This is a genomic window from Cobetia sp. L2A1 (assembly GCF_009796845.1).
GTDB lineage: Bacteria > Pseudomonadota > Gammaproteobacteria > Pseudomonadales > Halomonadaceae > Cobetia.
In genome coordinates this window covers 2,107,625-2,123,065 of record NZ_CP047025.1, presented here as the reverse complement: position 1 = coordinate 2,123,065, position 15,441 = coordinate 2,107,625, and the positions used below count along the sequence as shown (strand labels likewise).

The following is a 15,441-nucleotide window of genomic DNA, read 5'->3' as shown; positions in this document are numbered from 1 at the left end:
CTTCATTGCATGCTGTAGTCGTCTCTAGCGACATAAAAAAACCCGCCATCCCGGCGGGTTTTTTTATGTCTCGATGGCGAGCGCAACACGCGTCTGTCGGTCTCGGTGCTTTTCCATCTCAGCTATTCTCAGCGTCAGCTCTTGTCAGCATGAGCTGTCGCTTCAGGTGTTTGCTGAGCTGACGAGACAGGCGTAGTCCTTTCAGGCCAGATGACGGATGACGATTCGCTATCCTTCAGGTCGAGCCAAGCAGAGAGTGCCTTGCGCATATCGGCAACCGGAATCGAATGGCCGTTCAGTGCATGGACAACGCGCGGTAGGCTCGGGGCATCACCCGCTTCGGCAGGCCAGTCCTGTTTCAGCATGAAGGCAATCTTGGTGGGTTCCTCGTCATGCAGTGCCTGCTGCGTGCGGACGTGCTCGGCAGCGAGTTGATCCAACTCACCCGCCAGTGCAGCATCCTGAGTGTCAGCGAGGCTGACCAGCAGCATGCGTGGCAGGTCCAGCATGTTGGCACGCGGCAACCAGTCCTTGGATAACGGATGAATCGCGACCAGGCGTGTGGCATCGTCACCGTTCAAGAAGGCTGAATGAATCTTGCGGCTATTGACCAGTGCCTTGGGTGCATCACCGGCGTATTCATCGCCTTCCAACTCATCCAGCGAGCGCGGACTGACCAGCTGCATGCTCGAGCCGACCTTGACCTCGACCCACTGCTGGAGCGCCAGGCGTGAACGAACATCATCATCTTTCATTGCAACTCGCATGGCGCGCGTGGTGTCGTTCAAAAAGCGTACCAACATATCCCGCGGCTCAAATAGCTCGGTATAGCGGATCAGCTCATCACGCGCGACCAGGCTGACATCATCGAGATCAGCACCGTCCAGGATACGAAGCGCCAGGCCTTTGTCTATCAACTGCTTGAGCATTTCTGGCGTCACATAGGCGGCATCAAGTGTGCCGTCTTCAAGCCCCTGTTCCACGTCGTCAGTCGCCGCGAATTGCATCAACGTCAGTGGGTTGTCTAATGTGCCATGAGCTTCGAGCATCACGGCAGGACTAGCGCTGACACCAGCATTTGCTGGCATGCCAACCTCGAGAGCGGCTGCCTGCTGTGCACTGACCAGCAATGTGCTGAGTAGACTGGCGTTCATCACGATGCGAGAGACGCGCGACAAGCGGAAAGTAGAAACGGGGATAAGGAACATCTTGCACTCCGACGACGGGGACAATAGCGGACATGAATGGCCGCCATCTTAGACGTTTGCCATCATGCTGTCAGGCGCTACGCGGCGTCATGTCTCACCTGAACGCAATGCACGCAATGAAAAGGCCTCGTCACTCCAATGAGTGACGAGGCCTTTTGCTCAGCTGTCTTGCGTGTCTTTCTTGCGGACTGGAAAGGCGTGCGATGACGAGGGCTAGGCGCCCGATTCACCCTGGGTATTCGCCCCAGCCTTGGCCACCACACCATCGCGACGGGCGAAGTGGTCAACCCATAGCGCAATGACCCCGTCGCCAGTAACGTTGGTGGCAGTACCGAAACTGTCCTGCGCCAGATAAAGCGCGATCATCAGCCCCAGTTCCGCCTCGCCGAAGCCCAGCATGCTACCCAGCACACCCAGTGCCGCCATCACGGCGCCACCCGGTGCGCCCGGCGCTGCGATCATTGTCAGGCCGAGCATGATCAGGAAGGGAATCATGTCGCCGAGACTGGCGATGGCCAGATCATGGCTCATCAGCATCACGGCGGTGGCACAGGTGACGATGGTGATGGTGGAGCCTGACAGATGGATGGTGGCACATAGCGGAACACTGAAATCCGCCACCTCGTCGCTCACGCCATTGGCCTTGGTCTGACGCAGGCTGACAGGAATGGTCGCCGCCGATGACATGGTGCCCAGTGCGGTCAGATAGGCCGGCAGCATGTTGCGCAACAGGCCAAGTGGTGAGCGGCGTTGCAACAGCCCTGTCATCAGATAAGCGGCACTCAGCCATACCCAGTGCATCACGATGGCCAGTACCAGCACCTTCCAGAAGGTATCGAGTGTGGAGAATGCCTTGCCTTCATACGCCATCTCGGCAAAGGTGCCCGCGATGAAAAGAGGCAACAACGGAATGATGACGCGATTGAGGAAGACATCGACCACTTCGCGTGATTCAAAGACGGCGCTCTTCAACGTCGGCAGTTCGCGGCGACTGATGACGACACCGAACACGAATGCCAATACCAGCGCTGTCATGACTGGCAGGGCCGGCGGAATCTCAAGATCAATGAAGGGAGCCAGTGCCTCGCGACCTTCGGTGATCGGTGCCATGCCGGTCAACATGCCCGGCAATAGATTGCTAGCGACCAGGAAGGCCAGGATGCCGGCGAGAATCGTCGAGCCGTATGCCATGCCGACCGTGCGGCCGAGCATGGCACCAGAATTTTTCGGCAGGGAGGCGATGCCGCTCATGACGTAGAACAGAATGATCAACGGGATGGTGAAGTTGATCAGCTGACCGATGATGATCTTCGCCGTCAGGGCGATGCGGACGAGGACATCCGGAGCCATCAGGCCGATCAATAGACCGGCAATGATGCCAAGAATTAGTTTAACGATGAGCTTCATGTGGATCTCGAAGGTTTGACGGGTTCTTGCCCGGACCGCAGGCCGTGAATCGCGTACCACTTCGCCGTGACTCGCACGGGGTAACCCCTGCGTACGCACCGAAATGGCGCGCAGAGTCTACCTGAATTGTGAGGGCATTTCAGGTCGCCGCTTCTACAGGGCTGATGACACATCCATAGCCTTCATGTCTCCCCAGGCACAACGTGTCAGAACGCTCTGCGTTGCGTGAGACAGTGATGCAGGAGTGCCGCTGCCGCCAGACTCAGGCCGAAGAGAGACAGGCCCTCCCAGTCATAGAGGCTCATCACCTTGACGCCGATGGCGGAGCCCGCACCCGCCCCGAGGTAATAGCCCAGCATGTAAACGGCATTCATGCGGCTCTGTGCCTTGGGATCAATCGAGAAGACCCTCACCTGATTGGGAATCTGCGCCCCGAACACCCCGAGATCCAGCAGGATGATGCCCACGATCAATCCGGCCAGACTATCGCCCCAGATCGCCAGTACCGCGAAGGCTGCCAATACCATCAATAGCGCCACAGTGATCAGACGCCCCGCACCGACACGATTGACCAGACGGCCTGAGGCCTTGGCGCCGAAGATACCCGCCAGTCCGATGATGCCGAACAGTCCGGCTTGCTGGATGCTGTAGTCGAAGGGCGCATCGCTGACGTGAATCGCCAGAGTCGCCCACATCGCGTTGAAGGCCGCAAACCACAGGGCGCCGGTCAAGGCTGACTCACGCAGCAGTGGATGGCGTTTGACGAGTGTGAACATGGAAGCGATCAGTTGCGGATACGCCATGCTGACCGAGGGCTTCTGGCTGGGCAGATGTCGATGCAACAGCACGCCAATGATGACGGCAATGAGAGCCGCGACCAGGAAGACACTGCGCCAGCCCCAATACTCACCGATGGTACCGCTCAAGGTGCGCGAGAGCAGGATACCGATGGTCAGACCGGTCATCAGGGTGCCAATGACCTTGCCGCGTGTTTCTGGGGTCGAGAGCGAGGCCGCCAGCGGAATCAACTGTTGAGTGATGTTGGCACCGAGACCGACCACGAAGCTTGCCATCAGCAGCGGCCAGAGGCTGGGCGCCAGAAAGATGGCCAGGGAGGCCAATGACAGGGTGATCGAGAGATTGCGGATCAGCACGCGCCTGTCCATGGTATCGCCCAGTGGCGAGATCAACAGGATGGCTGCGGCGTAGCCGAACTGCGTTGCGGATGGCACCAGACCGACCATGCCCTGGCTGAGGCCGAGTGATGCGGCCATCTCGGCCAGCAGCGGTTGATTGTAATAAAGATTGGCGGCGGTGGCCGCGACGGCAATGGCCATCAACAGCAGCAGTGCGCGACTGATGGCCGGCGGCACGAAGGTGTCGGTTGTTGAAGTGTCTGTTGCAGAGGTATTGGTAGCAGAAACCCCGGTAGCGGAAGTGTCGTTCGAGGAGGGCGCGCTAGGCATGTCATGTCCTTGGTGTCGTGCCATGTGTACGCCTCAGGGCGACACGGGTGAAGGCTGCACGATTGAGTCGTGGCGGACAGTCTAGGGCTCGACGACTTATCACGGAAATGTCGATATTTGATATATTTGATGCCCAAACAGCATGAGTAGATATCTGAGGCATCAGCTGAGTGCCTTGGTTGACTTGACGCCATGCCAGACAGGGACACTGACAAGGACAGCGCTCACGGTTGCGCCTTGAGCTTGACGCTTTCGCGCACGACCAAGGTGGGTGCCAGCTGAGTCTGGCCCGGGAAGGGGGTACCTTCCAGGCGCGCGATCAGCTGATCTACCGCGGTGGTGCCCAGTGCATAGATGGGCTGGCGGATTGTGGTCAGAGCCGGGCTGAGATAGGCACTGATCTCGATATCGTCGTAGCCGATGACGGAGAGCTGCTGTGGTACACGAATGCCAAGATCTTGCGCGGCGCGCAGACAGCCAAGCGCCAACAGGTCATTGAAGGCAAAGATCGCCTCGGGACGATCATCAGGGTTGGCCAGCAGGAGATGTGCTGCACAATGGCCGTCGGCCAGCATCAACTCGGTGTTCAACTGCCAGTCTTCGGGCAGTCCGAGCCCGTTGTCTCTCAGCGCGGCCATTGCACCGGCCAGACGCTCACGCGAGCGGGCGTGATCCTTCGGTCCTGTCAGCAGCGCGATGCGTTCTATCCCCTGGGCCAGCAGATGTTCGATGGCGAGCCTACCTCCCAGACGCGAATCATCATTGATGACGGTCATGTCCCAGCCTGGCTGCGGATGGGCATCCATCATCACGGTGGGCAGTGGCAGTGCACTCAATGCCTCGAGAAAACCGGCGCCATTCTTGGCGGTCATCACGACCAATCCATCAATGCGGCGATCGCGCAGAGTCTCCAGATAATTGAGCTGCTTGTCGTCGATATCGTCGCTGTTGCACAGGATGAGGCTGTAGCCCGCCTGATAGCAGCGGTCCTCGACACCACGAATGACCTCGGCAAAGAACGGGTTATGCGCACTGGTGACGATCATGCCCAACGTGCGACTCCGGTTGGATTTCAGTGCCCGCGCCACGCTGTCTGGGCGATAACCCAGTGCCTTGATGGCCTCCCTCACTCGTGCTTCCGTTGCCTTGGCGACAGGGCGAGTCGCGTTGACGACATGGGACACTGTGGTCACGGAAACACCTGCTTGCGCGGCCACTTCCTTGAGTCGAATCACGTTACGGTTCCTTGAAAGACGGATGAAAGACAGTGTCCAAACACGAACGCCGACTCAAGGCCGGCGTTCGTTCAGCAGGTGTGCTTCGAGCACCATTCTGCCGGCGCCTATCCTGCGAATAGCGGTATATCGAGGCTTACTGGGTGATCAGCTTGAGCGGCACGGCGATGGTCTTCTCGACGGCTTCACCCTTGAGCAGCTTGTCAGCGACTTCGACGCCGAGGCTGCCGATAAGTGCCGGTTGTTGGGCCACGGTGGCATCCATCTTGCCTGCTTGGACAGCCTTGATGCCTTCATCGGTGCCGTCGAAGCCGACCAGCAGGATGTCCTTGTTGGCGGCCTGCAATGCCCGCTGGGCACCGAGTGCCATCTCGTCATTCTGCGCGAAGACGGCATTCACGCCCGGATGCGCCTGCAGCAGATTTTCCATTACGTTCAGGCCTTGAGTGCGGTTGAAGTTGGCCGGCTGGCTGGCGACCAGACTGATGTCCGGCTTGCTGCCAATGGCCTTCAGGAAGCCTTCACCGCGATCACGCGTGGCAGAGGCGCCCGCGACACCCTCGAGCTGTACCACCTGACCTTTGCCACCGAGCTTGTCGGCCACGAAGTTGCCTGCCAACTCGCCCCCTGCGACATTGTCAGACGCGACGTGAGCGGCGACCTTGCCACCGTTGGCGCTGCGATCCAGGGTGATGACCGGCACATCGCGGCCATTGGCAGTGCGCACGCTTGAGACCACGGCATCGGAATCGGTCGGGTTGATCAGCAACAGGTCAACACCGCGCGACAGGGCATCCTCGACATTGGAGAGTTCACGCGCGGCATCGTCGCCGGAATCCAGCACGATCAATTCGTGACCGAGTTCCTCTGCCTTGTCCTTGGCCCCCTGCTGGAGACTGACAAAGAACGGGTTGTTGAGTGTCGAGACAACCAACGCGATCTTGTCGGCCATGGCAGATTGGGTGGTGACGAGCCCCAATCCTGCTGTCACGACCGTGGTGGCGATGGCTGTCTTGATGGAGGTGGCGAGCTGCTTCTTCATGAGACATTTCCTTGTTGGCGTTGGCCCTGCGGTTGGCGTGCAGGGCTGGGCTATCGATGCTGCTGTGCTGTTGTTGTGGTACTGCGTCTGACGTTGCCTATCGTTGATCCATTCTTGCCGATGATCTATCGCTGCGCGCGGCTGTCGATCAGCACCGCGAGCAATATCACCGCACCCTTGGCGATCATCTGGTAATAGCTCGAGACACCCATGATGTTGAGCGCGTTGTTGAGCACGCCGATCACCAGGGCACCGATCAGCGTACCGAAGATGCGGCCACGGCCACCCATCAGGCTGGTACCGCCGATGACGACGGCGGCGATGGCATCCAGCTCATAGCCGGTACCGGCGTTCGGTTGGGCAGAGCCCAGTCGTGCCGCCAGGATGGCCCCGGCCAGTGCCGCGAAGGCTCCGGCGATGGCATAGACACTGATCTTGATGCGATTGACGTTGATGCCGGAGAGACGTGCGACCTTTTCACCGCCGCCGACCGCATAGACATGGCGGCCAAAGCGCGTGTGATGCAGCACGCCCCAGCACAGCACGTAGACGAAGAACATCATGTAGATCGGAATCGGTACGCCGAGCCAGTAGCCACCGCCCAGATTCCAGAAGCTGTCGGCGGCTTCGCTGACGCCGATGGAGACAGGACGACCATCGGTGTAGACGAGGGTCGCACCACGCAGCACTGTCATCGCGACCAGCGTCACGATGAAAGCCTGGATACGACCGAAGGCGACGAAGAGGCCGGACACCGCGCCGAGAGCAGCACCCGCGACGATGGTACCTGGCACGCTCAACCACGGTGACAAGCCAGCGGCGGTCATCGAGGCCGCGAAGGCACCGGTCAGGGCCAGCACGGCGCCGACCGAAAGATCGATGCCGGCGGTGAGGATCACGAAGGTCACTCCCATCGCGATGATGGCATTGATGCTGGTCTGGCGGAGCACGTTCAGCAGGTTGTCGGTGGACAGGAAGTTGTCAGACAGCCCGGCACTGACGGCGATCAACAGCGCCAGTGCGATCAGCGCCTTGTTGTCGACCAGCAGACGCATGACGTCGATGCGGCGTGAACTGCTGGCGGAAGAAGAAGGTGTGGACATCAGATCGGCATCTCGTTACAGGAATCGGAAGAAGGGGTGCTGGGGGCGGAAGTGGTGTTGCTGAGGTGGCTCTCAAGTCCTGAGGCCGCGGTCATGATGGCTTCCTGGGTGGCGTTCTCGCGGCTGAACTCACCGGAGATACGCCCATCGGCCACCACCAGGATGCGGTCGGCCAGTCCCAGCAGCTCGGGCATTTCAGAGGAGATCAACAAGATGCACTTGCCCTGTCGCTTGAGCTCATTGATCAGCAGGTAGATTTCGCGCTTGGCGCCGACATCCACGCCACGGGTCGGCTCATCAAGAATGACCAGCTCCGGGGCGGGCATCAGCGCCTTGGCCAGCGAGACCTTCTGTTGATTGCCGCCGGACAGCGTATCAACCGGTTGCGCGGTATCGCTGATCTTGATCTGCATGCTCTTGACGAACTGGTCGACCGCGGCGGCTTCCTTGGCATGATGGATGCGTCCGAAAGCGCCACAGAAGCTCGGTAAGGCACTGAGTGACATGTTGCTGGCCACCGAGTGCGCCAGAATCAGTCCCGCCTGCTTGCGGTCTTCCGGCACATAGACCAGTCCTGCCGCCAGCGCGGCAGCTGGACTGGAAAACTGCTGGTGTTGGCCCTTGAGGATGACCTCGCCACTACTGATGCGCGTATCGCCGCACAGCGCGCGCGCCAGTTCGGTACGACCGGCGCCCATCAGGCCGCCGAAACCGAGCACTTCACCACTGCGCGCCGAGAAGCTGATCCCGTTCACGCCCGGTGCGTGCAGATGCTTGACCTCCAGCATCACCTCGCCTGTCGGATCGGCCGGGACGAACGGATACCGTTCAGCCAACTCACGCCCGACCATCAGGCGAATCAGGCCATCTTCATCAAGGTCTGCCGTCGGGCCCTGATGAATCATCTGACCATCGCGCAGCACGGCGACTTCATCGCACATGCTGAAGATCTCGTTGAGACGATGAGTGATCAGCACCAGTGAGCGGCCCTCTGCCCGCAGCTCTGCCACTACCTCGGCCAGTATGTCGGTCTCGATGTCGGTCAGTGCGTCTGTCGGCTCATCCATGATGATGATCTCGGCATCCAGCGACAGCGCGCGGGCGATCTCGACCATCTGTTGCTGACCGATGCTGAGATCCGCCACGGCAGTGCGCGAATTCAACGACTGGCGCAGGCGCGCCAGCAGACGGCTGGCATCACCATGCAGGCGTTTCCAGTCGACGGTGCCAATGGCGGTGCGCGGCTCACGCCCGAGGTAGATGTTTTCACCTGCCGAGAGGCCCGGGACCAGATTGAGTTCCTGGTGGATGATGGCAATGCGGCTATCCATTGCCTGGCGCGGAGTGGTGAAGACGACGGGTTCGCCGCGCAGCAATAGCGTGCCGGCGTCGTAGCGATACACACCAGACAGAATCTTCATCAGTGTTGACTTGCCAGCACCGTTTTCTCCTGCCAGTGCGTGTACGCGACCCGCGCGCAGCGTCAGGTCGACACCCTTGAGGACGCTGACGCCGGAAAAGCCCTTGTCGATACCGCGCAGTGCCATCAGCACACGCGGTTCTTCAGCCGGTTGTTCGGTCATGGCATGGGGCGCGTCTGAGCGTTGGCCCATCACGGACGCTGTCATCAGAAAGGCACCCCGCAGTGCAAGATGAGGTTGGCGAAGGGGGTGCATTCGCCCGTTCGCACGATGACGCTGGCCTTGCTCACTTCCGCCTTGAAGGCTTCATGGCTGATCTGTTGACGCCCCACCGGTATCAACGAGAGACGGTCGAGGGTGTCCAGGCGCTCAATGACGGCGTCATGGAAGGAGGGGCTCTTCACGGGCAGCTCCTCGGCCAGCGTCACACGCTCGATGCATATCTCGGCCAGCAGGGCATCCAGCACGGGGAGCAGTGCCGGCAGTCCGGGCAGGACGGCCAGATCGACACAAGGCACATCGGCGGGAATGGGCAAGCCTGCATCCGCGATCACCAGTGTGTGGGTATGCCCGAGGCGGGCGAGATGTCCGCTGAGCGGGGCGTTCAATATGCCGTGTCGTTTCACGTCTCAGTCCTTGAAAGAGGCAGGGGCGAGGCGATCCAGTCGTTTCTTGACGGGTTCACAATGGCATCAATTATGGACCGCAAACGTTTGCGGCGCGGTAGGCGATACGTCGTAGTCGCTGTAAAGCGACTACTTTTTTGTAGTGGGAGAGAAGGTTCCAAGAGATGTTGGAGAGCCAATCAAACAGGCAGATGCAACAACACCGCCTCATGGGCGGTGTTGTTGATGCTCGGTTCGATTGAAAGCTCTGTCTTGAAGCAGGCCCTTCTGGAAGGTCCTGTCGTCAAGAAGGAGTGCGGGAGACGGCTAGTAGCTTTCGCGTTCAGGCTCGGTCTTCACGCGTCGCTCCTCTTCTGAGAGATGCTGCGCTTGCTCATCGACATGACCATCGAGGTGCCAGTCGTCTTCCATGCCGGTAACGCGATCATTCATGACACCTTCGTCACTCTCGATCTGTTGCACCACGTCGTCGCCTTCCGCATTCTCTCGCTCGGCGTCGCGCTTGGCTTCCAGTTCTGCCTCCATCTCTGCTTCCAGTACGGGGTCAGCGTCAAAGTCGAATTCCAGCTGACCGGTGTCGGGTTCCGTGATGGCCTCTTCGACCCAGGCAGCACCCAGCGGGCTCGTGGGAGAGGGCGCGACCACATAGTGACCGGGGTGGTCCCCTTCGTCATCGCCGAGTTCCTGTCGCGGCTTGCCGGTGACACTGGCAGCGACGATCACGATCAGAATATGGACGCCAGCCAGGGTGTAGAGGAAGCCGTTAGCTCCGAAGCGCTCCATCAGCAGGCCGGCCGTCAACGGGCCGAGAATGGCACCGGCACCGTGGACCAATACCAGCGTGCCGCTGGAGGAAATGATCTGCGGTGTGGTCAGCAGATTGTTGGCCGCGGCCAGGAACAGGGAATACTGCGTCAGAATGAGCCCGCCCAGACCAGCACCGAGCAACGCCATGGTCATCATGCTACCGCCGGTCAGAGGCAGCCCCCCGAACGAGAGCGCGATGGCGCCGACACTGGAGACCAGAATGACCTTCTTGGCAGACAATTTGTCGGACAGCTTGCCCAGCGGCCATTGCAGTATCGCCGCCCCCAGAATGAAGGCGCCCATGAACCACGATACCTCTTGCAGTGATAGGCCTGCGCGGTCGGCGTAGACCGCCCCCATGCCGAATACGGTGCCGTTGGCGATCCCCGTCGCAAAGTTGCCCACCGTGCCCAAGGGCGCAAGGCGTATGAGGCGCAGTAGTCCCATGGCTTCTGGCTGTGCGCCTTCCGGCTGCGGCGAGGCAGACAGCAGCATCGGCACCAGCGCCAGCGACATGATTACCGAGACCAGAATAAAGAGCAGGTAGGTGTCAGGATTGCCGACGTTGAGCAATAGCTGACCGCCGCCCATGCCGAGATAGGTGATGACCATGTAGATGGCGAGCAGGCGCCCGCGCATCTGATTGGTCGCCTGGCTATTGAGCCAACTCTCGGCCACGACATACAGACCCGCAAAGGCGAAGCCGGTGATGAAGCGCATGACAATCCACACTTCCGGCACGACATACATCGCATGGATCAGGATGCACACCGAGGTGATCGAGGCCAGTGCCGCAAAGGTGCGCACGTGGCCTACCTTGCGGAGCTTTCGCGGGGCTACCGTCGAGCCGAGCAGGAAGCCAGCAAAGTAGGCCGACATGATCACACCGGTCATCGTATTGCTGAAACCTTCCGATGAGGCGCGTATCCCCAGCAGACTCCCTTGCAGACCATTGGCCAGCATCAGCATGCCTACCCCCAGCAATAGCGACCACAGAGCCACGGCCGCACCCAGACTACTGGTCGGTTTGCCGATGACAGGCGCGAGGCTGTCGGGATCCTGGCTTTCGTAATCATTCTCGAAAGTGGTCTCGAAGGGAGTGGAGCTAGATTCCTGCTGGGGGTTCTGCATGTAAGAGGGGCCTCGTCTGCATGGAAATAACGTTGTCTGTCGTGGGTCAATCCTTGGGGGAATGGTCGCCAGTCTACCCACCCTGCGGCAGGACTGCGACCGCAAGCCCCCTGACAAGAGCCGATGACACGCAAGATGTCGCTTCTGGCCAAGGAGTGCTCATGACCGAGACTGTATGAATATACACCTACGGTGAAAGGCGCATTTCCATTACCGCGCGCGACGTTAATGCGTCATGGGGCTATCCAGGAGCCAATAGGGCCCGTTGAGTAAGGAGTTGTGGCCGCTGGGGTGAGGTTTTGCCTGTAGGAAGTGTCTACATTACCGGTTAGTGTATATGCATACAGTATTTACTCGCGTAAGCCTTCATACGGGCCGAGTCTTACCGTCGCATGGTCGAATGGTCACGCTGCCATACAGATGAGAATCTGCTTCTGCATGCGTACTGCATGTGCGACATTTGTTGATGCGCTGAGTGACTAGACACTGCATTCAATGACAAAAACGCATGGATATGCGTCATGTCGCTGCTGGACTCGACACTTCACGCTAACAATCATAATCAAGAGGTTATTCATGACCCTGCTTGCTGCACACATTACCGCCACGACACGCCGCCACTCCTTCATTGCCACTGGTCTGCTCGGGTTGGCACTGCTGACACCGATGATCGCAAATAACGCCGAAGCACGTGAGCTGTCTGTTTCCACTGTCTTGTCTGATGCTTTTCCGTGGGGGCAAGCCGCTGAAAAATGGGCGGAGCTCGTGAAGGAGCGCTCAGGGGGCGAGCTGACCCTGCGCGTCTATCCCAATGCCCAGTTGGTGGCGGGGGATCAGACCAAGGAGTTCTCAGCCATGCGTCAGGGGCTGATTGACCTCGCGGTCGGGTCAACCATCAATTGGTCGCCACAGGTACCAGAGCTCAACCTGTTCTCACTGCCGTTCCTGATGCCGGATCATGCAGCCATTGATGCGCTGACGCAGGGCGAGTCAGGCAAGCAGATATTCGCGGCGATTGAGTCAAAGGGCATTGTGCCGCTGGCATGGGGAGAGAATGGCTTCCGTGAAGTCTCGAACTCCTCGCGTGCGATCAAGACGCCGAAAGATCTTCAAGGCCTCAAGATTCGCGTTGTCGGTTCACCGCTATTCCAGGACACCTTCACTGCGCTTGGCGCTAACCCGACACAGATGAGCTGGGCAGATGCCAAACCGGCACTGACCACGGGTGCTGTGGATGGCCAGGAAAACCCGCTGTCGGTATTTGATGTGGCACGTATTGATCAAGTCGGCCAGACCAATCTGACGCTATGGCATTACATGGCCGATCCGCTGATATTTGCTGCCAATCAGCGCGTCTGGAAATCGCTTGATGAAGATGAACGTACGTTACTGACAGAGACGGCGAAAGAAGCGGGAGTCTGGGAAACGGCCATGAGTCGTGCAGGGAATGCTCAGCGGCTGGCGGACATCGAAGCGCGTGGCGTGAAGGTGATCACGCTGGAGGAAGACGCCATGCAAGCCTTCCGCGATGCTACCCAGTCTGTCTATGCCACGTGGACACCGAAGATCGGCGAGCAGTTGGTCGAGACTGCGCGTGCCGAGGTAGAAGCGTCACGCTGAATGACGGATGGATAGTGTCTGAAGAGTGACGTTTTTCGTGATGACCCACGCCATATTCTAGTGCAATGTCTGTCGTGTTAGCGGTGGCGTGTGTTGTTGATTCGTGAGGTCTTGCGCCGAGGTCGCTGTACCTCGGCGTGTGTGTGGATACAGTAGCATGTCCCAAGTTTCGCAAGATTCAGTCGGTGGCACCCAACGCCAGCCGCCGGACGTTCCTCCCATCGTTGAGCCCGCCAAGGCGCGGCCGGAATCCTGGCTGGCGGCGCTTGCCTTGGGGGGGATCGGTCTGATCAGTCTGGCTAACGTGGTAGTGCGCTATGCCACCAATGCATCCTTTGCCTTTACGGAAGAGTTTTCCGTTTTCCTGCTGGTGCTATTGACGCTGGCGGGTGCCTCGGTGGCGATTCGTCATCAGGCACATATTCGCATTGCCATGCTGGAAGACTATCTCCCATTACCCGTGTGGCGGGTCGTCGTCGTCCTTCAGACACTGGCCTGCCTGTTGGTGCTGGGGATGATTGTCTGGTTTGGCGGCCGCTTCGCATTGGAAGAGTATCAGTGGGATTCGCTCTCGCCGGGGCTTGGGCTGCCCAACTGGTGGTATGTGATCTGGTTGCCTGTTCTCGCGGTGGCGATGGCGTGGCGTCAGTGGCAGCAATGTGTCGAGCGACTCAGGCGCGGCCCTGAGCAAGACGCTGATCAAGGACCTGTCGATCAAGTAGCGAAGCAAGGCAATAACGCTGCGTCTACCCCGGACAAAGGGCGTGATCATGAGTCCTGATCTCTGGCTGTTAGCGAGTTTTGTCACGCTGCTGGTACTCGGGGTGCCGGTCGCCTTTGCACTTGGCCTGTCAGGTGCCGTCGGTATCGTCGCGGGCCTGCCGATCAACATGCTGGCGACATTGGGCACCAATACCTACAACAGCGTTGCCAAATACCCATTGATCGCCATTCCGTTGTTCATTCTGACGGGGCTGGTGTTTGAAAGGGCGGGGGTGGCAGCACGGCTGGTTCACTTCGCGCAAGCGCTGATCGGCCCGCGCCATGGTGGCCTGGCATTGGTTGCGGTGCTGGTATGTCTGATCATGGGCGGGATGAGTGGCTCTGGCCCGGCAGATGCGGCAGCGGTGGCCATGGTGATGATACCCAGCATGACGCGGGCCGGTTATCCCAAGGCTTTCTCGGCGACGCTGATTGCGGCCTCGGCTTCGACAGCGATTCTGATCCCGCCTTCCATCGCACTGATTCTGTATTCCATCGTGGTACCGGGCGTGGATCTACGTGCGCTGTTCGCGGCAGGCCTCATTCCGGGTCTGCTGGTCGGAGTGGCGCTATTGGTACCGGCATGGTATCTGTCGCGACGCTATCGCTGGGAAGACCCCAGTCAGGTGACGCGTATACCGCTAGGTCCAGCCTTCCGTTCTGCGATTCCAGCGTTACTGGCACCGGTGATCATCCTGGGGGGCTTGCGCTCAGGACTGTTTACCCCGACAGAGGCTGCAGTGGTCGCAGCTGCATATGGGCTGTGCATAGGGCTCTTCATCACGCGGGAGCTCAAGTTGTCGCAGGTGTGGCAGCTACTCGGCGAGGCTGCAGTCATCTCGGGTGTGGTCATGCTGATTATCGCGTTGGCAGGTATCTTCGCCTGGGCTGGCACCATGCTGGGGACTTTTCGTCATCTCGCAGAGTGGCTCATCACGCTATCGGACAGTGGCACTGTACTGCTGATACTGGTGATGATCGCAGTATTGATTGCTGGCATGTTGCTGGATGCGGTGTCGATCTATCTCATTCTGATGCCAGTACTGATACCAGTGATGCAGCACTTCGGTTGGCACCCGGTGTGGTTCGGTATCCTGCTGGCGATGAATATTGCCATTGGGCAGTTCACGCCTCCCGTTGCCGTCAATTTGATGGTGACCAGTAGTGTGGCGGGTGTCCGGATTGAGAAGACAGTGGGGTGGGCGTTGGTGTTTGTCGTCGCGATGTTGGGGGCGCTGGCAGTAGTGATGATGTTCCCTGAACTTGCCTTGTGGCTGCCACGTACATTGGGATATGCCGTCTAGGCTGCCTCTTCTTCCCGAGATGTCATGCAGCGCCTGGTCACCTGAATATGTGAACGGCTTGCCTTATGGGTAAGCCGTTTCTTTTTTCTTGCTGCAAGCAGGTGTTGATTACCCTTGTTGCTCAAGCAGTTGAGGTAGGAATGCGCTATCAGATGCGCTTCCCAGGCGCCATGCCGTCTGCAACGATTTAGCATTAGACTGAAAAGTTTGTGTGTAATGGGAAAGTGCCGACATCCCAATGAATTTGCGGAGTTCACCTGACGCAACGTGGCGTGGAGCGCAAAAAATGTTAGCCTGCATATAATGTAT

Annotated in this window: 12 protein-coding genes; 3 read left to right on the top strand and 9 right to left on the bottom strand. The window is 59.2% G+C overall.

Going from position 1 to position 15,441, the window contains the following annotated elements:
• Positions 1 to 134: 134 nt before the first annotated feature.
• From GQR90_RS09195 to GQR90_RS09155, 9 genes are all read right to left on the bottom strand, one after another.
• On the bottom strand, positions 135 to 1,208 hold the full coding sequence (locus tag GQR90_RS09195; protein WP_158773848.1) for a hypothetical protein: 1,074 nt from the start codon (positions 1,206 to 1,208) through the stop codon (positions 135 to 137).
• A 213-nt stretch (positions 1,209 to 1,421) separates the two neighbouring features.
• Positions 1,422 to 2,615 carry a dicarboxylate/amino acid:cation symporter gene (locus GQR90_RS09190; RefSeq protein ID WP_158773847.1) on the bottom strand — a complete coding sequence of 398 codons (1,194 nt, stop codon included), beginning with the start codon at positions 2,613 to 2,615 and terminating at the stop codon, positions 1,422 to 1,424.
• 206 nt (positions 2,616 to 2,821) lie between these two features.
• A complete protein-coding gene (locus GQR90_RS09185; RefSeq protein WP_158773846.1) occupies positions 2,822 to 4,081 on the bottom strand; it encodes an MFS transporter in 1,260 nt (419 codons plus the stop codon).
• 224 nt (positions 4,082 to 4,305) lie between these two features.
• Positions 4,306 to 5,316: a LacI family DNA-binding transcriptional regulator gene (locus tag GQR90_RS09180; RefSeq protein ID WP_158773845.1), complete on the bottom strand. Its 1,011-nt coding sequence runs from the start codon at positions 5,314 to 5,316 to the stop codon at positions 4,306 to 4,308.
• A 136-nt stretch (positions 5,317 to 5,452) separates the two neighbouring features.
• A complete protein-coding gene (gene rbsB / locus GQR90_RS09175; protein ID WP_158773844.1) occupies positions 5,453 to 6,358 on the bottom strand; it encodes a ribose ABC transporter substrate-binding protein RbsB in 906 nt (301 codons plus the stop codon).
• Between the two features lie 125 nt (positions 6,359 to 6,483).
• The gene (gene rbsC / locus GQR90_RS09170; protein WP_158773843.1) at positions 6,484 to 7,461 is read right to left on the bottom strand and encodes a ribose ABC transporter permease; all 978 of its coding nucleotides are present in this window, start codon (positions 7,459 to 7,461) and stop codon (positions 6,484 to 6,486) included.
• On the bottom strand, positions 7,461 to 9,044 hold the full coding sequence (locus GQR90_RS09165; RefSeq protein ID WP_158773842.1) for a sugar ABC transporter ATP-binding protein: 1,584 nt from the start codon (positions 9,042 to 9,044) through the stop codon (positions 7,461 to 7,463). Before GQR90_RS09165 ends, rbsC begins: the two co-directional genes overlap by 1 nt.
• 44 nt (positions 9,045 to 9,088) lie before the next feature.
• Complete coding sequence (gene rbsD / locus GQR90_RS09160; RefSeq protein WP_158773841.1) at positions 9,089 to 9,508, bottom strand: D-ribose pyranase; 420 nt, start codon at positions 9,506 to 9,508, stop codon at positions 9,089 to 9,091.
• A 306-nt stretch (positions 9,509 to 9,814) separates the two neighbouring features.
• Positions 9,815 to 11,446, bottom strand: coding sequence for an MFS transporter (locus tag GQR90_RS09155; protein ID WP_158773840.1), 1,632 nt, complete (start codon positions 11,444 to 11,446; stop codon positions 9,815 to 9,817).
• A 576-nt stretch (positions 11,447 to 12,022) separates the two neighbouring features.
• Between GQR90_RS09155 and GQR90_RS09150 the strand changes: the two genes are divergently transcribed.
• The 3 genes from GQR90_RS09150 (at position 12,023) to GQR90_RS09140 (ending at position 15,132) form a co-directional block, all read left to right on the top strand.
• Positions 12,023 to 13,066, top strand: a complete 1,044-nt coding sequence (locus tag GQR90_RS09150; protein WP_158773839.1) for a DctP family TRAP transporter solute-binding subunit — start codon at positions 12,023 to 12,025, stop codon at positions 13,064 to 13,066.
• Positions 13,067 to 13,223: 157 nt separating this feature from the next.
• On the top strand, positions 13,224 to 13,847 hold the full coding sequence (locus tag GQR90_RS09145) for a TRAP transporter small permease (RefSeq protein ID WP_158773838.1): 624 nt from the start codon (positions 13,224 to 13,226) through the stop codon (positions 13,845 to 13,847).
• Complete coding sequence (locus GQR90_RS09140; protein WP_158773837.1) at positions 13,837 to 15,132, top strand: TRAP transporter large permease; 1,296 nt, start codon at positions 13,837 to 13,839, stop codon at positions 15,130 to 15,132. Before GQR90_RS09145 ends, GQR90_RS09140 begins: the two co-directional genes overlap by 11 nt.
• Positions 15,133 to 15,441: the final 309 nt, after the last annotated feature.